This is a genomic window from Microbispora sp. NPDC049125 (assembly GCF_040802045.1).
Classification (GTDB): Bacteria; Actinomycetota; Actinomycetes; order Streptosporangiales; family Streptosporangiaceae; genus Microbispora.
This window is the reverse complement of record NZ_JBEZDW010000021.1, coordinates 17,599-40,411: the sequence shown is the minus strand read 5'-3', so window position 1 is coordinate 40,411 and position 22,813 is coordinate 17,599. Positions and strand designations below refer to the sequence as shown.

Sequence of the window (22,813 nt, the reverse complement as noted above, 5' to 3'; positions counted from 1 at the left end):
CGGGGCCGCCTCGATCGCGGTGCTCGCCGTCGTCCTCGCCGTGCTGCCCGAGCACCGCGCCGCCTCCGTCCTTCAAGCCGGGCCGTCCGCCGGGCCCTCCGCCTGGCCCCCTAGACGGCCGTCCGGGCAGCCCCCGGCCAGGCCCTCCGCACGGCCTCCCGCCTGGCCCTCAAGCCGGCCGTCCGGGCAGCCCCCGGCCAGGCCCTCCAGACGGCCTTCCGCCTGGCCGTCCGCTCCGTCGGCGCAGCCCTACCGGGAACCGTCCGCGCAGCCCTACCGGGAAACACCGACGGCCAGACCGACGGCCATCGGGGCGGGCGCGCCCCCGGTCAGGGTCCCGCCACCCCCATGGATCGGGACGCCGGCGGATCTCTCGCCGCCCACCGGCGCGCGGGGCGCGCTTCCCGGTGCTCGTCCCGGTGCCCGTTCCGCCCGGCAACGTGTCCCGAGGGCAGGGCGGCCCGCCCCCGGCTCTCCGCTCCATCCGCCCGCGGCGCATCGCCGTACGGCACCTGGGGGGAACGGCGGCGCGGCGCCCGCGCGACCCCGGCCCGAGCGGGCGGCGTCTCCGGCGCCGGGCCAGGCGCAGGACGCCTGCGCACGCTTCGAGGGGCTGCGGCGCGAGTACTGCTCCACCGTGCTGGACGGGCTCAGCCCGCGCCGGTAGTGCTTCACCCCTACGCCGGCGGACGCCGTGGCGGCCACGTCAGACGGCGGAGCAGGCGGGAGGCTCGGCGGAGGCGGGAACGGCGGCGGGACGGCCGATGGACGGCATGCCGAGGCTGACGGCCCGGCCCCGGTCCGGTGACTCCTGGCGTGCCTGCCACGTGTCGCCCGCGCGGGTGCGCCGCACCGACATGACCTTGTCGGCCACCAGGTGGTGCGGCGCGGCGTAGGTCACCTCGACGGTCACCATGTCGCCGGGACGGGCGTCCACGGCGGCCAGGTGCACGAGCCGGTTGTCGGCGGCGCGGCCCGACAGCCGCCGGGTGGCCTCGTCCTTGCGGCCCTCGCCCTCGGCGACCAGGACGTCCACGATCCGGCCGACCTGCGCGCGGTTCTCCGCCCAGGAGATCTCCTCCTGGAGGGCCACCAGCCGCTCGTACCGCTCCTGCACGACCGCCTTCGGCACCTGCCCGTCCATGGTGGCGGCGGGCGTTCCCGGGCGGATCGAGTACTGGAACGTGAAGGCGTTGGCGAACCGGGCCTGCCGTACGACGTCGAGCGTCTGCTGGAAGTCCTCCTCGGTCTCGCCGGGGAAGCCCACGATGATGTCGGTCGAGATGGCGGCGTCCGGCATGGCCGCCCGCACGCGCTCGATGATCCCGAGGTAGCGGTCGGAGCGGTAGGACCGGCGCATGGCCTTGAGCACCCGGTCGGAGCCCGACTGGAGCGGCATGTGGAGCTGGTGCATGACGTTCGGCGTCTCGGCCATCGCCGCGATCACGTCGTCGGTGAAGGCCGCCGGGTGGGGCGAGGTGAAGCGGACCCGCTCCAGCCCCTCGACCTCCCCGCACGCCCGCAGCAGCTTGCCGAAGGCGAGCCTGTCGCCGAACTCGACGCCGTAGGTGTTGACGTTCTGGCCGAGCAGGGTGATCTCCAGGACGCCCTGGCCGACCAGGGTCCGCACCTCGCTGAGCACGTCGCCGGGCCGGCGGTCCTTCTCCTTGCCGCGCAGCGACGGCACGATGCAGAACGTGCAGGTGTTGTTGCAGCCGACCGAGATCGCCACCCACGCGGCGTACGCCGACTCGCGCCTGCTCGGCAGCGTCGAGGGGAAGGTCTCCAGCGACTCCTTGATCTCGACCTGGGCCTCTTCGGCGACGCGGGCGCGCTCCAGGAGCACCGGCAGCGAGCCGATGTTGTGCGTGCCGAACACCACGTCGACCCACGGAGCCCGGCGGACGATCTCGCCCTGGTCCTTCTGGGCCAGGCAGCCGCCGACGGCGATCTGCATGCCCTTGCGGGCCGTCTTCACCGGGCGCAGGTGGCCCAGGTTGCCGTAGAGCCGGTTGTCCGCGTTCTCCCGCACCGCGCAGGTGTTGAAGACCACGACGTCCGCCGTCTCCCCGTCGGGGGCGCGGACGTATCCGGCGTCCTCCAGCAGCCCGGCCAGGCGCTCGGAGTCGTGCACGTTCATCTGGCAGCCGTAGGTCCGCAGCTCGTAGGTGCGGGTCGCGCCCTCGGTGCCCATAGTGGTCGCAGTCATCGCACTACAAGGGTAGGCGCTCCCCCGCCTTCTCCCGTACCACCGCCCGAAGAGCCCGAAGAGCCCGAAGCCGCCCGCCGCCCCTGTTCCGTACGAGTGATGAAGACCTGTGAGCTCTCTCAGCCCATCTCAGCTTCGCCACAGGCTCTCGTACGTAATTTGCGAAACATGACAGACGCACCGAATGTCACGGAACCGCTCCGGCGGTCGGATCATGACTGAGACCGCACCTACGGCGAACGTGCCGGCACCTGGCCGGGGGCCTCGGCGGTCGTCTTGGACCGGGTACGCGGCCTTCGGCTGGGCGGCGGTGTACGGAGGGTTCGGCCTCGTCTGTGCGCTGACCGGAACCGCGGTGTTCTACCGGGCAGCCGAGCCGCTGCCGGTCGGCCTGAACTGGGCCGTCGTGGCCGTGGCCGTCCTGGCGACGATGGCCGCCCTGGCGGTCGTACGGCCCTGGGGCCGGCGGATTCCCCGGCCGGTCGTTCTCGTCACACTGGTCGCGCTGTGCGTGCTGAGCGGCGCGGCCGCGTTCGGCCTGCTGATGGACATGGTCACTTTCGCCGTCAACCAGACCGTCGACAGTTGGACGGCCACTGCCAACCGGGCGCTCGCCGCGGCCGGTGTGGTGCTGCTCGTCGCCACGACCCGCTCGTGGCGTTCGTCCGCGTACGGCACCTGCCCGCGGTGCGGCGCCGTACACGCCTCCTCCGCCGCGCGGAGCAGGCCGGAGCCCACGGCCGCTCCACGGCGCGTCCGCGCGCTGGCCTATGCGGGCGCCCTGGCATTCCTGCCGTACGCGGCCATGAAGACGACGTGGGCGCTGGGAGGGACCTTCGCCGGTGTCAGCGGAGCACAGATGCTGGCGATCAGCGAACGCAACGGCGCCTCGGGGGTGTGGCTCACCATGGCGCATTGGGGCATCGACGCCACGGCGCTGCTGGCCGTGCTCGGAGTGTTCCTCATCCTCAGTCTGGTGCGGCCGTGGGGGCAGGTGTTCCCCCGGTGGACGCTCTCCCTGCGCGGCAGGCGGGTGCCTCGTTGGCTGCCGCTCACTCCCGCGATGATCGGTGCCGCCACGCTCGCACCCTACGGAGGGGCCGGAGCGGTCTATGCCGCGCTCGGCACGCTCGGCGTGGTGACCGTGCCCCGGGGGGACTTGCCCACCCCGGGTGACGCCCTGCTGGTGATCTGGATCGGGCTCGGCGCCTTCGCCGTGTACGGCATCGCACTGGGCGTGGTCGCCTGGTCCTACCTGCGCCGCACACGGTCGGTCTGCACGGGTACCGAGGCGGAGGTCCGGTCATGAAGCGCGCGGCCGGTTGTGCTCGACGCGCGAGAGCACGAGTGCGGCCATCGGCGCCGGGCCCGCCTGGAGGAGCGACCTGACAGCCTGAACGTCGCCTGTGATCGGATCGGTACCGGCGCTTTAGTGACTTGACGAGATTGACCCGCCTACGTTGTTGACCATGACGGAGACCGGTGGATCCACCCCGTTGGTCAGGCTCGAGGGGGTCAACAAGCATTTCGGGCCGCTGCACGTCCTCAAGGACGTCGACCTGAGCGTGGCGCGCGGCGAGGTCGTCGTCGTCATCGGCCCGTCCGGCGGGGGCAAGTCGACGCTGTGCCGGGTGATCAACCGCCTGGAGACGATCGACTCGGGGACCATCACCTTCGACGGCACGCGGCTCCCGGAGGAGGGCAAGGCCCTGGCCCGGCTGCGGTCGGACGTCGGCATGGTCTTCCAGTCGTTCAACCTCTTCTCCCACAAGACGATCCTGGAGAACGTCACCCTCGGGCCGATGAAGGTCCGCGGGGTCTCCCGGCAGGACGCCGAGCGGCGCGGCATGGAGCTGCTCGAACGGGTCGGCATCGCCTCGCAGGCCGCCAAGTACCCCGCCCAGCTGTCCGGCGGCCAGCAGCAGCGCACCGCCATCGCCCGCGCCCTCGCCATGGATCCCAAGATGATCCTTTTCGACGAGCCCACCTCGGCACTCGACCCCGAGATGGTCCAGGAGGTGCTCGACGTGATGGTCGGCCTCGCCGGCGACGGGATGACGATGATGGTCGTCACCCACGAGATGGGCTTCGCCCGCCGGGCGGCCCACCGGGTCGTGTTCATGGCGGAGGGCCGGATCGTCGAGGAGGGCACCCCCTCGGAGTTCTTCACCCAGCCGAGCACCGAGCGGGCTCGGGACTTCCTTTCCAAGATCCTCACGCACTGATTCCCCAGCTCAGAAAGCGAAAGGTGACACAGATGCGCTTCGGAGCCTGCCTTCTGGCGCTCGCGGCCATGGCGACCGGCCTCACCGCCTGCGGCAACTCGGCAGCCGGCTCGATCGTCGACAAGGCCAAGAACGACAAGAAGCTCGTCATCGGCATCAAGATCGACCAGCCCGGCTGGGGTCTGAAGAAGCCCGACGGCGGCTACGCCGGCATGGACGTCGACGTCGCCAAGTACGTCGCGAAGGAGCTCGGCGTCCCGGAGAGCGGCATCACGTTCAAGGAGGCCCAGTCGGCCAACCGCGAGCCGTTCATCCAGCAGGGCCAGGTCGACATGGTGGTGGCCACCTACTCCATCACCGACGAGCGGAAGAAGAAGATCTCCTTCGCCGGGCCGTACCTCGTCACCGGCCAGGACATCCTGGTCCGCGCCGACGACACCACGATCACGGACGTCGAGTCGCTCAAGGACAAGAAGGTCTGCGGCGCGCAGGGCTCCTCCTCCCCCAAGCGCCTGGCCGACAAGTTCGGCACCGAGTGGGAGTCGAAGAACCTCACCCAGCAGCAGGGCTACGGCGCCTGCCTGCCGCTGCTGGAGAACAAGCAGGTCGACGCCATCTCCACCGACGCCACGATCCTCGCCGGCTTCGCCGCGCAGTTCCCCGGCAAGTTCAAGCTGGTCGGCAAGCCGTTCTCGACCGAGAAGTACGGCGTCGGGATCAAGATGGACGACAAGTCCGGGCGCGACGCCATCAACACGGCCATCGAGAAGATGTTCAAGGACGGCACCTGGCGCAAGTCGATCGACGCCAACCTCGGCGAGTTCGGCAAGTTCTTCAGCTCCCCGCCGTCGGTGGAGCGGTACTGACCGGAGCGCGGAGAGGAGAAGGCGGTGGAGGCCGTCGTCGAAGAGCTTCCCGTGATCCTGCAGGCCTTCTGGCTCACGGTGAAGCTCGCGGTGATCAGCGGGCTGATCTCGCTGGTCTGGGGCGTGGTGCTGGCGGCCATGCGGGTGAGCCCGCTGCCGGTGCTCAGGGGCGCCGGCACCGTCTACGTCAACATCCTGCGCAACACGCCCCTGACGCTGATCATCGTCTTCTGCGGCCTCGGGCTCGGCACCGTCATGAACGTCCAGTTCTCCAGTGACGACCTGTCGGTCAACAACTTCTGGCTGTCCACGATCGGGCTGTCGGCCTACACGGCGGCCTTCGTCTGCGAGGTCGTCCGATCCGGCGTCAACACGGTGCCGCTCGGGCAGGCGGAGGCGGCCCGGTCGATCGGGCTGACGTTCCTGCAGACGCTCCGCCTGGTGATCCTGCCCCAAGCCGTCCGCGCGGTCATCGCGCCGCTCGGCACCGTGCTGAACGCGCTCATCAAGAACACGACGGTCGCCGCGGCGATCGGGGTCGCGGAGGCGGCGCTGCGCATGAAGAACATGTTCGACGCACACGGCGACGCCATCATCCCGATCTTCCTGGGCTTCGCGGCCGGGTTCGTGATCCTGACGCTCCCCATCGGCCTGTTGTTCGGCCGGCTCGCCCAGCGGATGGCGGTGGCGCGATGACACAGGCCACCGTCCTCTACGACGCGCCGGGGCCGCGCTCCCGGATGCGCAACAACGTGCTCACGCTGGCCTTCGGCGTCGTCCTGCTGCTCGTGGCGTACGTCGTGTGGGCGAAGTTCGACGCGAAGGGCCAGTGGGACGGCAAGCTGTGGAGGCCGTTCATCCAGGCCGACACCTGGACCGAGCTGATCCTGCCCGGCCTGCGCAACACGTTGTCCGCCGCGGCGGTGGCCGCCGTCCTGGCCCTCGTCTTCGGCGCCGTCTTCGGCATCGCCCGGCTGTCGGACCACCGGTGGGTCCGCGTCCCCGCGGGCGTCGTCGTCGAGTTGTTCCGCGCCATCCCGCTGCTCATGCTGATCTTCTTCGCCCAGTACGGCGGGAGCCTCGCCGGCCTGATCGTGACCGAGTTCACGGCGGTGGTGTTCGGGCTCACGCTGTACAACGGGTCGGTCCTGGCGGAGATCGTCCGGGCCGGCATCCGGGCCGTCCCCCGCGGCCAGTCCGAGGCGGGCTACGCGACCGGCCTGCGGAAGAACCAGGTCATGCGGCTGATCCTGCTGCCACAGGCGGTGACCGCGATGTTGCCGGCGATCATCAGCCAGCTCGTCGTCCTGCTCAAGGACACCGCGCTCGGGTTCGTCGTGGCCTATGCCGATCTCCTCAACGCCGGCGCCCGGGTCGTCCCGGCGAACTTCTTCAACCTCATCCCCTCGGTGATCGTGGTCGCGGCGCTCTACATCGCGATCAACCTGGCGCTCGGCTACCTCGCCACCCGGCTCGAACGGCGGAGCCGGCGCAGCCGCAAGGCGCCGGCCGCCATCGCGGCTCCCGGGATCGCCGGAGACGAGGTCGCGGTCGCCCGCTGACCACCGCGGGTGCCGGCCGGGTCAAGGGACCTTTGCGTGTCGCTGGTGGCGGACCGCCGCGCGCTGCCCCGATATTGATCGCGTGTGGCGTGGCGTTGCCGTGACGAGCGTGGTGAGCTGCCTGGCGGCCGTGTTCCTCACCGGATGCGGGAACGGCGGCTCGCTCGTCGTCGCCGTACGCCCCGGGCAGCCCGGCCTGGTGACCCGCCAGCCCGACGGGAGCTTCACAGGCTTCGACATCGCGGTCGCCCACTACGTCGCGCGCGAGCTCGGCTACCGCGACGACCAGATCGCCTACACCCTCGACCCCGCCGGAGCGGACCTGGTCTTCGGCGCCTCCGGCCAGGCGGCCCGCCCGTACGTCGCCGGCCCCTACCTCGTGACGAGCAGCGACATCCTCGTCCGCGCCGGGGACCTGTCGATCCGCCGGGTCCGCGACCTCGCGCGCAAGCGGGTGTGCGCCACCAGGGCCTCCTCGAAGCCGCTGGTGACCCGGTTCGGCACGCGGTGGAAGGCGTTCTTCCTCGCGGAGGCCAACGTCCCGGCCGCGTGCGCGCCGCTGCTCGCCGACGGCAGGACCGACGCCGTCGTCGCCGACGCCCCGGTCCTCGCCGGGCTGACCTCGCTCTATCCCGGCCGGTTCCGCTTCAGCGGCAGGCCGCTGACCACCGAGAGGTACGGCGTGGCCGCGGAGTCGGCGGCCCTGCGGGACCAGGTCGACGAGGCCCTGCGCCACATGTTCGACGACGGCACGTGGAAACGGGCCGTCATCGACTACCTGGGCGTCCTGGCCACCCGTTACTCCTCACCACCGGCTCTCGACCGGGCCACACGGCAGCCCGGGCGAGGCTAGGTGAGGGTCGCCAGGGCCTCGGTGGGAGTGAGGGCGGCGGCGCGGCGCGCCGGGTAGAGGCCGGAGACGATTCCGACCAGCACGGCCGCGGTGACCCCGAGAACGACGACCTGGGTGGGCAGGGCGAACGGCCAGCCCTGGCCGAAGGCGAACAGCAGACTCACGGCCACGCCCACGACGGTCCCGGTGACGCCTCCGGCGAGGGAGAGGGCCACCGCCTCGACCACAAACTGCAGGCGGATCTGCCCTCGCGTCGCCCCCAGGGAGCGGCGCAGGCCGATCTCCTGGCGGCGCTCCAGCACCGAGATGACCATGATGTTGGCGATGCCGATGCCGCCGACGAGCAGGGCGACCGCGCCGAGCCCGACGAACAGGGTGTTGAACGCCGCACGCGCGGCCAGCTCGGCCGTGAGCGCGTCGGACGGGCGGCTGACCTGGACCTGGTCGGGATGTTCGGGGTCGGCCGTCGCGGCGAGCACCTTCGCGATCGCGCCGACCCGGTCGTCGGCCGACCGTTCGTAGACGATGGTGGGGTGGCCGTCGAAACCGAGTTGCGCCTCCGCGTACGGCCAGCCGACGAGGGCGGCGTTGTCGATGTCGGGGGCGAGCGGGAGCGAGTCGAGTATGCCGATGACCGTCATCCACCGGCCCGCGACGTAGATCTGCCGTCCGGGCCGGTCGATGCCGAACCGGTCGGCGGCGTACGTGCCGAGGACGACGACCGGGTACCGCGCGGTGGCGGCGTTGAGGAACGTGCCGGACTTGACCGTCCCCTTCAGCGTCGCGAGGACGTCGAGCCGGACGGCGGCGACCCCCACTCCGTTGGTGATCGCCGGGTCGATCAGCCTGGTGCGGCGGGCGGTCGCCCCTTTCACGTACGCGATGGCGGTGGCGCCGACGACACCGGGGATGTGGGAGACGCGGGCGACCGACTCGAGCGGCAGCGAGGCCTGGTCCCCGCTGATCGAATGACCCGGCGCCACGGTCAGCACGTTCGTCCCGACACGGGCCAGCTGCTCCTGCAGACCGGCGCCGCTGACCGTGCTGATGCCCATCACGGCGACCATCGACGCGATCCCGATGGCCACTCCGAGGGCCGACAGCACGGCCCTGCCCCGGCGTGCCCGCAGCCCGGCCAGCCCTACGGCGACCAGGTCCCATGCGCTGAGCCGGGCCGGTGCGGGGATTTCGCGAATCTCGGGAATCACAGGAGACACGGAGATCACAGGATCCTCCCGTCCAGGAGGTCCACGCGGCGCGGGAGGGCCTCGGCCAGGTCGGTGTTGTGGGTGATGACCACGACGGTGGTGCCCTCCTCGTGCAGCTTCCACAGGATGTCGACGATGCCCCCGCCGGAGGCCGTGTCCAGGTTGCCGGTGGGCTCGTCGGCGAACAGCACCACCGGCCGGGCGACCAGGGCGCGGGCGATCGCCACCCGCTGGCGTTCGCCGCCCGACAGCTCGTGGGGGCGGTGGGTGAGCCGATCGCCGAGCCCGACGCGTTCGAGCGCCTCGCGCGCGGCCGCGATGCGGCGGCGGCCGGGGACGCCCAGGTAGAGCAGCCTGGTGGCCACGTTCTCCTCGGCCGTCAGGTGGCCCGTGAGGAAGAACTGCTGGAAGACGAACCCGATCCAGTGCGCTCTCACCGCCGACAGCCGCCGGTCGGACAGGGTGGCCATGTCGAAGCCGAGCAGCCTGACGCGGCCCTCGCTCGGCCGGTCGAGCGTCCCCATCAGGTTGAGCATGGTCGACTTGCCCGATCCGGACGGCCCGCAGACGGCCACCAGCTCCCCGGGGCCGATCGTCAGCGTCACGTCCCGCAGGGCCGCCACCCCGCCCGGGTACGTCTTCGACGCGTGCTCCAGCTCGATCACGCTCATGGTTTCGGCACCTGGACCCGCGTGCCCTCGGCCACTCCGGTGACCTCGACGAGCCCACCGGCGAACAGTCCGATCTCGACCGTGACGAGCCTTCCTTCCACCTCGACCGCGAACGTGCCGTCCGCCTGCCCGAGCAGGGCCTCGACGGGCACGGCGAGCACGTCCTTGTGAACGGCGCCGGCGAACCCGGCGGTGACAGGTGCCGCGACGAGACGTCCCGCGGCCTTCGGATGGTCGAGGGTGACCGTGACGGCGATGGTGGCCGTCTCGGTGCCCTGCCCGGTCTGGCCGGTGGCCGCCGCCTTGGCGGAGGTGCCGATGGCGGTGACGTGCCCCGTCGTGGTCTTTCCGCCAGGGAGCGTGACGGTGACCTTCCCGCCTTTGACCGCGAGTTGCTGCCGGTCCACGGGGATGTCGACGACGACCTGACGTTTGAGGCCGGTGACGGTGAGCAGCGGGCCCGAGGCGGGCCCGCCGAGCCGCGCGACACGTGAGGCGACCCTGATCGGGCCGGGTTGGACGACGGCGTCCGGCGCGGCGAGCGTGCCGGTCTGGGGCCGGCCGAGGTGGCGCTGCCACGCCTTGACGGCCACCGCCGTCGCCCAGGTGAACCGGTCGTCCACGTCCAGCGAGTAGCCCAGGGCGGCGAGGTTCCGCTCGACCACCCGCACATCCCGGCCTCGCATCCCGGCCGACAGCGTCCGCCACAGCGGGGTCCGTCCGTAGAGGAGGGGAACGGCGTGCCCGTCGGCCGCGTAGACCCTCTGACCGCGCCTGATGATCCGGCCGTCCGGGGGCAGCCACGTCACGATCCCCGGGCCGCCGGCCACGGTGTCGCGGCCGGCGTAGCCGAGCGTGCCGTCCACGTTGTTCCTGCTGACCAGGTCCGTACGGACGACGGGTGTCGTGGGGAACGACGGGGTGGCCGCCTGTGTCGGAGTGCAGGCGGTCAGCACGAGGGCCAGCACGGGAGGCACGGCGATCAGCCGTCTCACTCCCCCACCTCTTTCTGACAGGCGGCCATGATCGCGTCGACGTCCTTGCCGGGCGGGGGTTCGCCGATATGGATTCCCGGCTCAGCGGCCGTCGGATCGGACGCCTCGACGCCGTTCCTGCGCAGGCAGGCGGCCGTCTTGCGCATCCTGTCGAGGTCCTCCGCGCTCGGCGGCTCCTCCTGTGGGCGGTATTTCTTGCAGGTCTCCAGCGCGGCTTCGAGCTTGTCCTTGGGCACCTTCCGGGCGTCGAGGTTGAAGCTGTCGTCACCGGCCGGGGGGTCGCTCGCGTTGACTCCTTGCTGACGCAGGCACTGGGCGTACTTGACGAGCTGGTCGTGCCTTTTGGCGTCGCCACCGAGCCCCGGGATGGCGCCGCATCCCACGACCAGGAACGCCAGGACGAAAACGAGTCTTCTCATGCCGGAGACGATCACGGAGGGGACGTTTCCCGGCCGTCACCGCGCTCGTTAACACTCAGGTAACCCCTGACCGGGTATGACTTGGGTCATGCGGGTGCTTGTGGCCGAAGACGAGAAGGCTCTCGCGGATCTGGTCGCCGAAGGGCTGCGCAGGTACGCGATGGCGGTCGACGTCGCCTACGACGGAACGGCGGCGGCCGAACGGCTGAGCGTCAACGACTACGACGTGCTCGTGCTCGACCGCGACCTGCCCGGGACGCCCGGCGACGCCATCTGCCGTGACCTCGCCCAGGCGGGCGCCCGGACGAGGATCCTGATGCTGACGGCGGCGGCGTCGGTCCGCGATCGGGTCGCCGGGCTGGGCCTCGGCGCCGACGACTACCTGCCCAAGCCGTTCGATTACGCGGAGCTCGTGGCGCGGGTCCAGGCGCTCGGACGCCGCAGCCAGGCTCCCGTCCCGCCACTGCTGACCCATGGGGACATCGTCCTCGACACACCCCGCATGCAGGCGTTCCGGGACGGCCGCTATCTGGCGCTGTCGCGCAAGGAGTTCGCCCTGCTGGAGGTCCTGATGCGGGCCGACGGCACGATCGTGAGCGCGGAGGAGCTGCTGGAGCGGGCCTGGGACGAGCACACCGACCCGTTCAGCGGGGTCGTCCGGGTCACCATGAGCAAGCTGCGGGCCAAGCTCGGCGACCCTCCGGTCATCGAGACGGTCGCCGGCAGCGGATACCGCCTGCCATGACGCTCAGGGTCCGGCTCGCCGCGCTCTACAGCGTCCTGTTCATCGCCACGTCCACGGCCGTGCTGGCCGCCGTCAACGTCTTCGTCACCTACGGCGTCATATACGGGGCGAGGAGCGAGTCGGGCGCCGTCCGTGTCACCCCCGACGGCACGGTCATCATGCACGTCGCCAGCAGCGGCACCGGCGTCTCGATCGTCACACTGGCCGTGGGGGTCGTGCTGATCGGGGTCTCGATCTGTGCCGGATGGTGGCTGGCCGGGCGCACGCTGCGGCCGTTGGGGCGGATCACGGCGACCGCCCGGCGGTTGTCGCTGACGAACCTGGACGAACGGATCGCGCTCACGGGGCCGAAGGACGAGTTGAAAGAGCTGGCCGACACCTTCGACGCCATGCTCGACCGCCTCGAACGCGCGGTGACCGCACAGAGCAGGTTCATCGCGAACGCCTCACATGAGCTGCGGACTCCGCTCGCCATTCAGCGGGCGGCCATCCAGATCGGCCTGGCCGATCCCACGCCTGAGCGGGTCGAGCGGTTCAGGACGGAACTCCTGGAGGCCAACCGGCGGACAGAGCGCCTGATCGACGGACTGCTGATGCTGGCACGCGGCGACCACGGCCTCGACGACGTCGAGACCGTCCGGTTCGACCGGGTCGCCGCGGACGTCGTCTCCGGATTCCCCGGGGTCACGCTGTGGTCCCAGCCCACCACCGTGACGGGGGACTCCGTACTGCTCACGCAGCTGGTGACCAATCTGGTGGAAAACGGGGTCCGGCACAACGTGCCGGGAGGAAGCGTGGACGTGCGAGTGACACCGGATGACGGGCTGGTCGTGTCCAACACCGGTCCCGAGGTCCCGGCGGAGCGCATCCCCGATCTGTTCGAGCCCTTCCGCCGGATGACTCCGGACCGCACGGGGAGCGCCGGAGGCTCCGGGCTGGGCCTGTCCATCGTCACTTCCATAGCCAGAGCCCACGCGATGACGGTCACGGCACGACCGAATCCAGGCGGCGGGCTGACCGTCCGCTGCGGCCATGCCGGGGATCACGCCACCCCGGGCATCCACCCCGGAGGCGCCGGCGCGGCGTGATCCGCTGGTTTCAGGGCCCCCGGGTTCACCTGGTTCACCTGGTTCACCGGGCGAACTCGGTGGAGCGTGACTCGCGGACCACGGTGATCCTGATCTGGCCCGGGTAGGTCAGCTCCTCCTCGACCTGCTTGGCGACGTCCCTGGCGATCACCTGCGCCTGGATGTCGTCCACGGAGTCGGGCCGCACCATGACGCGGATCTCCCGGCCGGCCTGCATGGCGAACACCTTGTCCACGCCCTCGTACGACTGGGCGATCTCCTCCAGCCGCTCCAGGCGCTTGACGTACGCCTCCAGCGACTCCCTGCGGGCACCGGGGCGGCTGCCGCTGATGGAGTCCGCCGCCTGGGTGAGGACGGCCTCGACCGTGCGGACCTCCACCTCGTTGTGGTGCGCCTCGATCGCGTGGACGATGTCCTCGTGCTCGCCGTACCGGCGGGCGATCTCCGCGCCGATCAGCGCGTGGCTGCCCTCGACCTCGTGGGTGAGGGCCTTGCCGATGTCGTGCAGCAGCGCGCAGCGCTTCACCACGTCCCGGTTGAGACGCAGCTCCGACGCCATGATCCCGGCGATGTGCGCCGACTCGATGAGGTGCCTGAGCACGTTCTGCCCGTAGGAGGTGCGGTAGCGGAGCTGGCCGAGCAGGGTGATCAGCTCGGGGTGCATCTCGGTGATGCCGAGCTCGACCAGCGCGTCCTCCCCGGCCCGGACGCACAGGTCCCGCACCTCGGCCTTGCTGCGCTCGTGCGCCTCCTCGATGCGCTGGGGATGAATGCGGCCGTCCAGGACGAGCTTCTCCAGCGTCAGCCTGGCGGTCTCGCGGCGAACGGGGTCGAAACACGACAGCAGGACGGCCTCGGGGGTGTCGTCGATGATCAGGTTGACCCCGGTCGTGGACTCGAAGGCGCGGATGTTGCGGCCTTCACGCCCGATGATGCGGCCCTTCATCTCGTCGCCGGGAAGGTGGAGCACGCTCACCACCGACTCGGCGGTCTGCTCGGTCGCCACCCGCTGCACCGCCAGCGTCACGATCTTGCAGGCGCGCTTCTCGCCCTCCTTGCGGGCCTCACCCTCGATCTCCCTGACGATCAGCGCCGCCTCGCGCTTCGCCTGATTCTCGATCTCCCTGACCAGCTCGCTCTTGGCCTGGTCGGCGGTGAGCCCGGCGACCCGCTCCAGGATCTCCCTGCGCCGCTCGCCGATGCGCTCAAGGTCGGCGCGGCGGTCGGCGAGCTCGGTCTCGGTCTCGGCCAGCTTGCGGGCCCGCTCGGTCTGCCGGCGGGCCTCCTCGTCGAGCCGCTCCTCCCGCTCGGCCAGCCGGTTCTCCCTGCGTTCGAGATCGGAGCGAAGCTCCTTGAGCTCCGTCTTGAGGAGACGGGCCTCCTCCTCGACCTCCTTGCGCATGAGCGCGGCGCTCTCGGACAGGGACTCGGACTTCTTGAGGATCTCCCCCGCGTCCTGCTCGGCCCTGGTGCGGATCTCCTCGGCCTCGCGCCTGGCCCGCTCAAGCTCCTCGTTGACGCCCGCCTTGACCTCGGCGAGCTGCTCGGGTGAGGGACCGGCGGGTGTGACGACGCCGCTCGTGCGGCGCATGACCATGACAAGGGCGGCGATCACAACGAGAGCCAGCAGCACCACCGCGACCGCCAGAACGATCACGATTGTGTTGTCCATGCGCCCACCCCTCTCGCCTCGGCGACATCTCCAGCCGAGGGGTCACGCGCGCAGCACAGCAAGGCCCGGTGGCGTCACCAGGACAAATATCGTCGCAATGTCCGGATACCCCAGAAGGGTGGCCGGAAGGCCCGAGGGCCGTCAGTGTCTCTCGTCCGTCGTACTTCACCGTTATGGCAATCCGCGCTGCGCGGAGTAACTCCTCACTGCGGTCGAGATTAAGCGTCAAAGAGGTAACGAGCAAGCAAAGGTGACCTGTCAAGCCACTTTTGCCCGGTGCTCTCGGTCACGTAGAGCCCTCCGGAAGGTCATCCACGTCCACACCTTCGGCCTCCAGAGCCTCCCGGACGACGCGGAAGGCCAGGCCGGGCGGGTAGCCCTTGCGGGCGAGCATGCCGACCAGACGGCGGGTGCGGGCCTGGGGCTCGGCCCCACGCGTCGCCCCCAGCTTCCGCGCCACCAGCGCGCGGGCGGTCTCGACCTCCTGGTCGGGGTCGAGCTGCTCCACGGCCTCCTTGACCGTCTCCTCGTCCACGCCCCGGTGCCGCAGCTCCTGGGCGAGCGCGCGGCGGGCGAGTCCGCGGCCGGTGTGCCGGGAGGTGACCCAGGCCGCCGCGAACGCCTCGTCGTCGATGAGCCCGACGTCGGAGAAGCGCTCGAGCACGGCGTCGGCCACCTCCTCGGGGACCTCCCGCTTGCGCAGCGCGTCCGCCAGCTGTGCCCGCGTCCTCGGGGCCATGGTGAGCAGCCGCAGGCAGATGGCGCGTGCCACCGCCTCGGGGTCGGCGTCCGGCCCCTGACTGGCCGCCGAGCCCTCCTGGGGCCCGTCGGGCAGCCATCCCTCGCGTCCTCCCCGGCGCCCGCGGCCCCGGCCCGCGCCGCCCTCACGACCCCGGCCGCCGTCGCGGTCCACGCCCTCACGACTCAGGCCGTCGCGGTCCACGCCCTCCCCGTCGTCGGGGAACGGCTGAGCCTCGTCGGTCGGGCGGCCACGCCCTCGCCGGCCGCCCGCGCCGCGCCGGCCCGCGCCTTTCGTGCCTCGACCGCCGGACGTGCGCGCCGGCTCACCGCCGGAGGAGCCGACGTCAAACGCGGCGACGTCAAACGCCGGAGCGCCAGCCGAGCCGGCGTCAACCGAGGCGGCGCTGGAGGAGGCGGCGCGGAAAGGGGCGCCTCGGCGGGCGGCGCCCGCTGAGCGGCCGGCCTCGCGGCTTCGGATCTGCTCGCGCAGCGCGTCGATGGCGGCCGCCCTCGGCGAGTCGCCATCGGCCTGCCCCCAGGGACCGGAGGCCCAGTCCCCCGGGCCCATCTCGTCACCGGAGGGGCCGGGGGTCTCGTCGCTCCTCATGCCTGGGCTCAGACGTCACCCGGCTTGGGCGCCGCCGACTTGCCCGCCCGGGTGGACGCCGCTGGGGCGGGGGCGGGAACGGCGGGGGCCGCCTCGCTGGGAGTGTCGAGGCGCGGCCCGATCCCCAGCTTCTCCTTGATCTTCTTCTCGATCTCGTTGGCGATGTCGGGGTTGTTCTTCAGATAGTTGCGGGCGTTCTCCTTGCCCTGCCCGAGCTGGTCGCCCTCGTAGGTGTACCAGGCGCCGGCCTTGCGCACGAAGCCGTGCTCGACGCCCATGTCGATAAGGCCGCCCTCACGGGAGATGCCGAACCCGTAGAGGATGTCGAAGTCGGCCTGGCGGAACGGCGGGGCCATCTTGTTCTTCACGACCTTGACACGGGTCCGGTTGCCGACCGGCTCGGTGCCGTCCTTGAGCGTCTCGATCCGCCGCACGTCCAGCCGTACGGACGCGTAGAACTTCAGCGCCTTGCCGCCCGTCGTGGTCTCGGGCGAGCCGAACATGACACCGATCTTCTCGCGGAGCTGGTTGATGAAGATGGCGGTCGTACGGGTCTGGTTGAGGGCGCCGGCCACCTTACGAAGGGCCTGCGACATCAGGCGGGCCTGGAGGCCGACGTGGCTGTCGCCCATCTCGCCCTCGATCTCGGCCTTGGGCACGAGGGCCGCCACCGAGTCGATGACGATGATGTCGACCGCGCCGGAGCGGATCAGCATGTCCGTGATCTCCAGGGCCTGCTCACCGGTGTCCGGCTGCGACACCAGCAGGGCGTCGACGTCGACACCCAGCTTCTTCGCGTACTCGGGGTCGAGGGCGTGCTCGGCGTCGATGAAGGCGGCGATCCCTCCGGCCCGCTGGGCGTTGGCCACCGCGTGCAGGGCCACCGTGGTCTTACCGGAGGACTCCGGGCCGTAGACCTCCACGATCCGCCCGCGGGGGTAGCCGCCGATGCCGAGGGCGACGTCGAGCGCGATCGCGCCGGTCGGGATGACCTCGACCGGTGCGCGCGCGTCGTCGCCGAGGCGCATGACGGAGCCCTTGCCGAACTGCCGCTCGATCTGCGCGAGGGCGGTGTCAAGGGCCTTCTCGCGGTCGTTGATTGCCATTGGGTGCCCCCTGGAAGGGTCGTCGTCTGCTAGTCACCGAAAAGCTACGGGGTGCCACTGACATTTTCCGGAGCTTCCCGCATCCCCGCCTGGCGAGGCGCCCGGAGCGTGCGACGGCTCCGCGGCGACCACTTCAATATAGCCGAACGACTGTTCGATCACCTACGGAACGGGGCGACACGGCGGGGCGATCGGCACCCCAACCGCCGCGCTACATTCCCGGGCGTTACCCAGTCATGGTTGCCAGCCCGCTGACCTGCGGCGATCCTGGTACCAAAGCCGGATCTCCTCTTGAAGGCGGCGACGTGACGGGGACCAGCACGTACGGCCGGCAGCGCCGCACCCACCTGGAGGCGCTCGCCGAGCGGCTCCCCGAGCGCGGCCTGGGCGGCAGGATGCTCGGCGACGACGACCCGGTGCTGTGGATCTGGCATCCGCACACCGGCAAGCAGACGATCGTGTTCGCCACGCCCGCCAACGAGGGGTGGATGTTCCTGTGGTCCCCGGACGGCCAGGAGAGCGCCGAAGACCCCGGCCTGGCGGCCGACACGATCGGCAAGCTGCTCGGATAGCGGTGTCCTGCCCCGACGGCCGGCGAACCGGCGAGCCGCTCCATCGGCCCCGCCCGTCACCCCGTCGTCAGGCGGCGACCGGAATGTGACACAGCCCACAGCGACTTCCCGAAATATCCGGGGACGACTTCCCGGTTTGCTCCTACATCCACGAAGTGGGGACTCATTCCCCGATTCGTACGACGGATGACAGAAAGGAGCGCCGCTGTGGGCACCATGAGCACGACCGCCGAGCGGCGCCACGGCCCTCGGCTGCGGGCGGACGCGTCGCGCAACCGGGAACGGATCGTGGCGGCCGCGCGTGAGGCGTTCGTGGAGCATGGGGCCGACGTGACACTCGACGAGATCGCCCGGCGGGCCGGGGTGGGCAACGCCACCATCTACCGGCACTTCGCCGACCGCTCGGAACTCATTCGCCAGGTGACCCTTGAGGTCATGAACCGGACCATCGAGCTCGCCGAGTCGGCGCTCGCCGACGAGGAGGACGCGTTCGAGGCGCTGCGGCGCTTCGCGTACGGCGCGACCGAGGAGCGGATCGGCGCCCTCTGCCCGATCCTTTCCGAAGACTGCGAGGCCCTCGCCGCGCAGCTCGCCGAGAAACGCGCTCGCCTTGAGCGGGCCCTGCAGGGCATCATGGACCGGGCGCGCGACTCGGGCCTGCTGAGGCCCGACGTGGCCTCCGGCGACGTCATGATCGCGATCGCGCAGCTCACCCGCCCGCTCCCGGGCACCACCCGCGTGAGCCTGGACAGGTTCGTCCACCGCCACCTCCAGCTCTTCCTCGACGGCCTTCGCGCTCCGGCGCGCTCGGCCCTGCCCGGAGCCGCGGCGACCTTCGAGGACCTCCGTAACGACCACTGATCACACCGGCGAGCGCCTGAGCCCCCCAGCTCTCCATTTCCACCTCGCTCTTGCCAGTTGCTTCTCTCCACACCGTTAGTGAGTAAATCCATGCCTGAAACAGCCCAGGTCCAACCGGACCCCCGGCGCTGGAAAGCCCTCGCCTTCATCGCAATGGCCCAGCTGATGGTCGTGCTCGACGCCACGATCGTGAACATCGCCCTGCCCTCCGCCCAGGCCGACCTGGGGGTCTCCGACGCCAACCGCCAGTGGGTGATCACGGCCTACGCCCTGGCGTTCGGCGGGCTGCTCCTGTTCGGCGGGCGGATCGCGGACCTGTGGGGCCGCAAGCGCGCCTTCATCACCGGCCTGATCGGCTTCGCGGCGGCCTCCGCGCTCGGCGGCGCCGCGGTCAACGAGGGGATGCTGCTCGGTGCCCGCGCGCTGCAGGGCGCGTTCGGCGCGCTGCTGGCGCCGGCCGCGCTGTCACTGCTCGCGGTGACGTTCACCGAGGCCAGGGAGCGTGCCAAGGCGTTCGGCATCTTCGGCGCCATCGCGGGCGGCGGCGGCGCCGTCGGCCTGATCCTCGGCGGCCTCCTGACCGAGTACCTGGATTGGCGCTGGACGTTCTTCGTCAACATCCCCTTCGCCGTCGTCGCCGCCACCGGCGCCGTGCTCGTCGTCCGCGAGCCGGTCGGCAGCCGCAACGCCAACCACCTGGACATCCCCGGCGTCGTCCTGGCCACCCTGGGCCTCGTCTCCCTCGTCTACGGCTTCACCCGCGCGGAGTCCGACGGCTGGACCGCCGGCGCGACCATCGGCCTGTTCGTCGCCGCGGTGGTGCTCCTCGCCGCGTTCGTGCTGGTCGAGAGCAAGGTGCGCGCTCCGCTTCTGCCGCTGCGCGTGGTGATGAACCGCAACCGCGCCGGCGTGTACATGTCGCTCGGCCTGGCCGTCATCGCGATGTTCGGCCTGTTCCTGTTCCTGACCTACTACCTGCAGGTCATCAAGGGGTACACGCCGATCCAGACCGGCTTCGCCTTCCTGCCGATGATCGTCGGCATGATCGCCGGCTCGACGCAGATCGGCGCCCGCCTGATGACCCGCGTCTCGCCGAGGCTGCTGATGGGACCGGGATTCCTGGTCGCGGCGGCCGGCATGCTGATCCTGACCCAGATGGAGACCGGAAGCTCGTACGTGGGCCTGGTGCTTCCGGCGCAGATCCTGCTGGGCCTCGGCATGGGCACGGCCTTCATGCCGGGGATGAGCCTGGCGACGTACGGCGTCGAGTCGCGTGACGCGGGCGTCGCCTCCGCGATGATCAACACCTCGCAGCAGGTCGGCGGCGCCATCGGCACCGCGCTGCTCAACACCATCGCCGCCAGCGCCGCCACGGGGTGGATCACCTCGCATGCCGCGCAGGCGCCCGTCATCGGGAAGGTCGCGTTCGTCAACCAGGCGGCGGTGCACGGCTACGCCACCGCGATCTGGTGGGCGGTCGGCATCCTCGTGCTGTCCGCGCTCATCGTGACCGCCTTCGTCAACACCGGCCACCAGGGCGGATCCCCGGTGACGGCGTCGAGCGAGGACGACGACGCTCCCGCGATCCCGGTGCTCGCGCACTGATCTTCCCGGGACCGCGTTCCACGCGCGATCACGAGCACGCCTGAGGGGCCCGGCCTGAGCCGGGCCCCTCTTGCGCGTCGGGTCGTCAGCGGACGACGTCGCCCAGCTTGACCCGCGCGCCGGTCCGCAGCACGGCCCGCTCGTAGACCCGGGCGCCGAACAGGAGCACGGCCACCACGGCGACGACCATGAGCGCCGCCGCGAGCCCGATCTCCACCAGCGGCACGTCGGAGGCGGCCGTGCGCACGGGCATGACCATCGAGGAGAACGGCGGGATCAGCGACAGGACCCGCGCCAGGGTTCCGGTGGGCTCGCCGGCGGCGAGGTAGGCCACCACGTAGGTGAGCATCATCAGCGTGTTCATCGGCGTCAGCACGCTGTTGAGCTCCTCCTGCCGGGACACCAGCGAGCCGAAGGCGGCGGCGAGGGCGGAGAAGAAGGCGTAGCCGAGCAGGAACCAGACGACCGTGCTCACCACGATGCCGCCCATCCCCGGCGGGAGGTCCGCCGCGAAGCCGGACGCGAAGGACGCGGAGAGGCCGGCTGCGATGATCGCCACGAGGTTGATCAGCCCCAGTGAGCCCAGCCCGAGGATCTTGCCGCCCAGCAGCTGCCAGGGCCGTACGGAGGTGAGGAGGATCTCCACGATGCGGCTGCCCTTCTCCTCGACCACACCCATCGCGACGTACATCGCGGAGTAGATGAGCAGGAAGAACAGCACAAAGACCAGCAGTGTGGCGATCCCCGTGCGTACGCCCTGGTAGCGCGCGTCGGCCCCGATCGACTCGACCTGGAGCGGCGTGATCGTGAGGCCCGCCGCCTTGATCTGCGCCTCGCGGTGCGCGCTGTCCAGGATGAGCCCGAGCCGCTGGTCGAGCTCGCCGTCGGCGAGCACCCTGCGGTCGCCGATCAGCGCGGCGTCGACGTCTCCGCCGGTCACCGCCTTTCGTACGGCCGCCTCGTCTGGATATTTCGTGAAGTGCACCTGACTGACGGCCGCGGGGGCCGCCCCCACCACGCCCACGTCGAACGTGTCGTCGCCGCCGAAGACCTTCGGGGCGAACGCGAGCCCCGCCACGAGGATCGCGCTGATCGCGAGGCTGATCAGGAACGACTTCGTCCTGATCCGCGTGCGGACCTCGCGCTGGGCCACCAGCAACAGGCCGTTCATGCCACCGCCTCCCTGAAGATCTCCGCCAGCGTCGGCTGCTGCCAGCCGAAGTGCTCCACGCGACCCGCCCGTACGGCGGACTGGAGGATGGCCTGGTCGTCGCCGCCCTCGCTGAGCAGCACGTCGCACTCACCGTCGCGGGTCACCTCGCCGGGCAGGCCGTCCGCCCAGCCCGGCGCCGCGTCGCGCACCACGACCCGCAGGACGCGGCGGCCCTCCCTGTCCTTGACCTCGCCGACCGGGCCGCAGGCGACCATCCGCCCGGACGAGATGATGCCGACCGAGTCGCAGAGCCGTTCGACCAGGTCGAGCTGGTGGCTGGAGAAGATCACCGGCACTCCGGCGGCGGCCCGGTCCTTCAGCACCTCCGCGAGCGCGTCCACGGCCAGCGGATCGAGACCCGAGAACGGCTCGTCGAGGACCAGCACCGCCGGGTCGTGCACGAGCGCGACCGCGAGCTGGACGCGCTGCTGGTTTCCCAGGGAGAGCGCGTCGACCGCGTCGTCGCGCCGCTCGACCAGGCCGAGGCGTTCGAGCAGATCCGCCGCGGCCCGGCGGGCGGCGGCGGGGGCGAGCCCGCGGAGCCTGCCGAAGTACTCCACCTGGTCGGCGACCTTCATCTTCTGGTACAAGCCCCGCTCCTCCGGCATGTAGCCGAACGTGCGGCGGTCCTCGTACGTCAGAGCGCGCCCCGCGTTGCGCACCTCTCCGGAGTCCGCCCGGAGCACGCCCATGACGATCCGCATGGTGGTCGTATTGCCCGCGCCGTTCGCGCCGACGAAGCCGAACGTCTCGCCCGGCCGCACGGCGAAGCTCACGCCGTCGAGGGCGACCGTGTCTCCGTAGCGTTTGCGCACGTCGTCGATCTCAAGCAAGGGGGGTCCTCTCAGTTATCCGTCGCAGGACGTCCATGTACGTCTCGAACGCGGCACGCCCCCGCGCGGTCAGCGAGAGCCAGGTGCGCCCCCGCTTCCCGACGAAGGTCTTCTCCACCCGGACGTACCCGGCCTCTTCGAGCGTGAGGATGTGCTTGGAGAGCAGCGAGTCGCTGACCTCGATGGTGTCGCGCAGGAAGCGGAAGTCGGCCTTGTCCGCCGCGGCCAGGGCCGCCATGATCGACAGCCGGACCGGCGCGTGGATGACCTCGTCCAGCTCGTGCCTGGGGTGGGTGCTCATCGGTCGGTCAGCACCCGCCAGCCGGCGTACAGCAGAGGCAGCGCGGCCACCACCGACACGATGACGAGCGCGGCCACCCAGCCGGGGGCGGGCCGCTCCGGCATGACGAACACGCAGAAGGCGAACGCCGCGAGCATGGTCACCACGTACGCCCCGGTGATCGGGCCGTTGAGCCGCCTGACCAGCGGGTTGTGCACCCTCCGGCGCACCCAGTAGACGGTGGACACGACCGTGAGGACCACCCATCCGACCGCGGCGACGTCGGGCACCGGGTCGTCACCCAGGAACATGGCAGGCCAGTACGCGATCGTGGCCAGCCCCGTGATCACGAAGTACCAGCCCGCCCCTCGCGACGAGTGGCGGACTCTCCGGTCAACCCTGTCTATCTCGGACAAGGCTTGATCGGGAGACATCCCATCCCCAGCGTTCATACGCTTCCTCCAGGCTCATCTGCTCAACAA

23 protein-coding genes are annotated in these 22,813 nt (G+C 70.9%); 11 read left to right on the top strand and 12 right to left on the bottom strand.

Going from position 1 to position 22,813, the window contains the following annotated elements:
* Window positions 1–706 precede the first annotated feature (706 nt).
* Window positions 707–2,209, bottom strand: a complete 1,503-nt coding sequence (gene miaB, locus AB0B72_RS23530; RefSeq protein WP_367741059.1) for a tRNA (N6-isopentenyl adenosine(37)-C2)-methylthiotransferase MiaB — start codon at window positions 2,207–2,209, stop codon at window positions 707–709.
* A 214-nt stretch (window positions 2,210–2,423) separates the two neighbouring features.
* Between miaB and AB0B72_RS23525 the strand changes: the two genes are divergently transcribed.
* The 6 genes from AB0B72_RS23525 (at window position 2,424) to AB0B72_RS23500 (ending at window position 7,715) form a co-directional block, all read left to right on the top strand.
* Window positions 2,424–3,518 carry a hypothetical protein gene (locus AB0B72_RS23525; protein ID WP_367741058.1) on the top strand — a complete coding sequence of 365 codons (1,095 nt, stop codon included), beginning with the start codon at window positions 2,424–2,426 and terminating at the stop codon, window positions 3,516–3,518.
* A 160-nt stretch (window positions 3,519–3,678) separates the two neighbouring features.
* Window positions 3,679–4,434 (top strand): amino acid ABC transporter ATP-binding protein, encoded by a 756-nt coding sequence (locus AB0B72_RS23520; protein WP_367741057.1) that lies wholly within the window; start codon window positions 3,679–3,681, stop codon window positions 4,432–4,434.
* Between the two features lie 32 nt (window positions 4,435–4,466).
* Window positions 4,467–5,300: a glutamate ABC transporter substrate-binding protein gene (locus tag AB0B72_RS23515; RefSeq protein ID WP_367741056.1), complete on the top strand. Its 834-nt coding sequence runs from the start codon at window positions 4,467–4,469 to the stop codon at window positions 5,298–5,300.
* A 24-nt stretch (window positions 5,301–5,324) separates the two neighbouring features.
* Entirely contained in the window at window positions 5,325–5,996 is a 672-nt protein-coding gene (locus AB0B72_RS23510) for an amino acid ABC transporter permease (RefSeq protein WP_367741055.1), read from the top strand.
* Window positions 5,993–6,862, top strand: a complete 870-nt coding sequence (locus AB0B72_RS23505) for an amino acid ABC transporter permease (protein WP_367741054.1) — start codon at window positions 5,993–5,995, stop codon at window positions 6,860–6,862. Before AB0B72_RS23510 ends, AB0B72_RS23505 begins: the two co-directional genes overlap by 4 nt.
* Before the next feature lie 100 nt (window positions 6,863–6,962).
* Window positions 6,963–7,715: a transporter substrate-binding domain-containing protein gene (locus AB0B72_RS23500; RefSeq protein WP_367741052.1), complete on the top strand. Its 753-nt coding sequence runs from the start codon at window positions 6,963–6,965 to the stop codon at window positions 7,713–7,715.
* Here AB0B72_RS23500 and AB0B72_RS23495 read toward each other — a convergent pair.
* From AB0B72_RS23495 to AB0B72_RS23480, 4 genes are read right to left on the bottom strand one after another with little or no spacing between them, the layout of a single operon-like run.
* Window positions 7,712–8,932, bottom strand: coding sequence for an ABC transporter permease (locus AB0B72_RS23495; RefSeq protein ID WP_367741051.1), 1,221 nt, complete (start codon window positions 8,930–8,932; stop codon window positions 7,712–7,714). The genes AB0B72_RS23500 and AB0B72_RS23495 overlap by 4 nt on opposite strands.
* A gap of 5 nt (window positions 8,933–8,937) precedes the next feature.
* Window positions 8,938–9,594 carry an ABC transporter ATP-binding protein gene (locus tag AB0B72_RS23490; RefSeq protein WP_367741050.1) on the bottom strand — a complete coding sequence of 219 codons (657 nt, stop codon included), beginning with the start codon at window positions 9,592–9,594 and terminating at the stop codon, window positions 8,938–8,940.
* Window positions 9,591–10,589: a peptidoglycan-binding protein gene (locus AB0B72_RS23485; protein ID WP_367741049.1), complete on the bottom strand. Its 999-nt coding sequence runs from the start codon at window positions 10,587–10,589 to the stop codon at window positions 9,591–9,593. Before AB0B72_RS23485 ends, AB0B72_RS23490 begins: the two co-directional genes overlap by 4 nt.
* Complete coding sequence (locus AB0B72_RS23480; RefSeq protein WP_367741048.1) at window positions 10,586–11,008, bottom strand: hypothetical protein; 423 nt, start codon at window positions 11,006–11,008, stop codon at window positions 10,586–10,588. The genes AB0B72_RS23485 and AB0B72_RS23480 overlap by 4 nt, the downstream gene beginning before the upstream one ends.
* Window positions 11,009–11,096: 88 nt before the next feature.
* On the opposite strand from AB0B72_RS23480, the gene AB0B72_RS23475 reads away from it, so the two are divergent.
* Both AB0B72_RS23475 and AB0B72_RS23470 read left to right on the top strand, forming a co-directional pair.
* Window positions 11,097–11,753, top strand: a complete 657-nt coding sequence (locus AB0B72_RS23475) for a response regulator transcription factor (protein ID WP_367741047.1) — start codon at window positions 11,097–11,099, stop codon at window positions 11,751–11,753.
* Window positions 11,750–12,841 (top strand): ATP-binding protein, encoded by a 1,092-nt coding sequence (locus tag AB0B72_RS23470; RefSeq protein ID WP_367741046.1) that lies wholly within the window; start codon window positions 11,750–11,752, stop codon window positions 12,839–12,841. Before AB0B72_RS23475 ends, AB0B72_RS23470 begins: the two co-directional genes overlap by 4 nt.
* A 43-nt stretch (window positions 12,842–12,884) precedes the next feature.
* On the opposite strand, the gene rny is transcribed toward AB0B72_RS23470, so the two are convergent.
* From rny to recA, 3 genes are all read right to left on the bottom strand, one after another.
* Window positions 12,885–14,513, bottom strand: a complete 1,629-nt coding sequence (rny, locus tag AB0B72_RS23465; protein WP_367741045.1) for a ribonuclease Y — start codon at window positions 14,511–14,513, stop codon at window positions 12,885–12,887.
* A 286-nt stretch (window positions 14,514–14,799) separates the two neighbouring features.
* Window positions 14,800–15,822 carry a recombination regulator RecX gene (gene recX, locus AB0B72_RS23460; RefSeq protein ID WP_367741151.1) on the bottom strand — a complete coding sequence of 341 codons (1,023 nt, stop codon included), beginning with the start codon at window positions 15,820–15,822 and terminating at the stop codon, window positions 14,800–14,802.
* Window positions 15,823–15,869: 47 nt separating this feature from the next.
* Window positions 15,870–16,967 (bottom strand): recombinase RecA, encoded by a 1,098-nt coding sequence (gene recA / locus AB0B72_RS23455; protein ID WP_367741044.1) that lies wholly within the window; start codon window positions 16,965–16,967, stop codon window positions 15,870–15,872.
* 305 nt (window positions 16,968–17,272) lie between these two features.
* Between recA and AB0B72_RS23450 the strand changes: the two genes are divergently transcribed.
* The 3 genes from AB0B72_RS23450 (at window position 17,273) to AB0B72_RS23440 (ending at window position 20,005) form a co-directional block, all read left to right on the top strand.
* A complete protein-coding gene (locus AB0B72_RS23450; protein WP_367741042.1) occupies window positions 17,273–17,539 on the top strand; it encodes a hypothetical protein in 267 nt (88 codons plus the stop codon).
* A 216-nt stretch (window positions 17,540–17,755) separates the two neighbouring features.
* Window positions 17,756–18,400 (top strand): TetR/AcrR family transcriptional regulator, encoded by a 645-nt coding sequence (locus AB0B72_RS23445; RefSeq protein WP_367741150.1) that lies wholly within the window; start codon window positions 17,756–17,758, stop codon window positions 18,398–18,400.
* Between the two features lie 90 nt (window positions 18,401–18,490).
* Entirely contained in the window at window positions 18,491–20,005 is a 1,515-nt protein-coding gene (locus tag AB0B72_RS23440; protein WP_367741040.1) for an MFS transporter, read from the top strand.
* Window positions 20,006–20,090: 85 nt separating this feature from the next.
* Here the strand turns inward: AB0B72_RS23440 and AB0B72_RS23435 are convergent, their stop codons facing one another.
* The 4 genes from AB0B72_RS23435 to AB0B72_RS23420 are packed head-to-tail and all read right to left on the bottom strand — an operon-like array spanning window position 20,091 to window position 22,747.
* Window positions 20,091–21,176, bottom strand: coding sequence for an ABC transporter permease (locus tag AB0B72_RS23435; protein ID WP_367741039.1), 1,086 nt, complete (start codon window positions 21,174–21,176; stop codon window positions 20,091–20,093).
* Window positions 21,173–22,051: an ABC transporter ATP-binding protein gene (locus AB0B72_RS23430; RefSeq protein WP_367741038.1), complete on the bottom strand. Its 879-nt coding sequence runs from the start codon at window positions 22,049–22,051 to the stop codon at window positions 21,173–21,175. Before AB0B72_RS23430 ends, AB0B72_RS23435 begins: the two co-directional genes overlap by 4 nt.
* Window positions 22,044–22,352, bottom strand: coding sequence for a winged helix-turn-helix domain-containing protein (locus tag AB0B72_RS23425; RefSeq protein ID WP_367741037.1), 309 nt, complete (start codon window positions 22,350–22,352; stop codon window positions 22,044–22,046). The genes AB0B72_RS23430 and AB0B72_RS23425 overlap by 8 nt, the downstream gene beginning before the upstream one ends.
* Window positions 22,349–22,747 carry a hypothetical protein gene (locus AB0B72_RS23420; protein WP_367741036.1) on the bottom strand — a complete coding sequence of 133 codons (399 nt, stop codon included), beginning with the start codon at window positions 22,745–22,747 and terminating at the stop codon, window positions 22,349–22,351. Before AB0B72_RS23420 ends, AB0B72_RS23425 begins: the two co-directional genes overlap by 4 nt.
* Window positions 22,748–22,813: the final 66 nt, after the last annotated feature.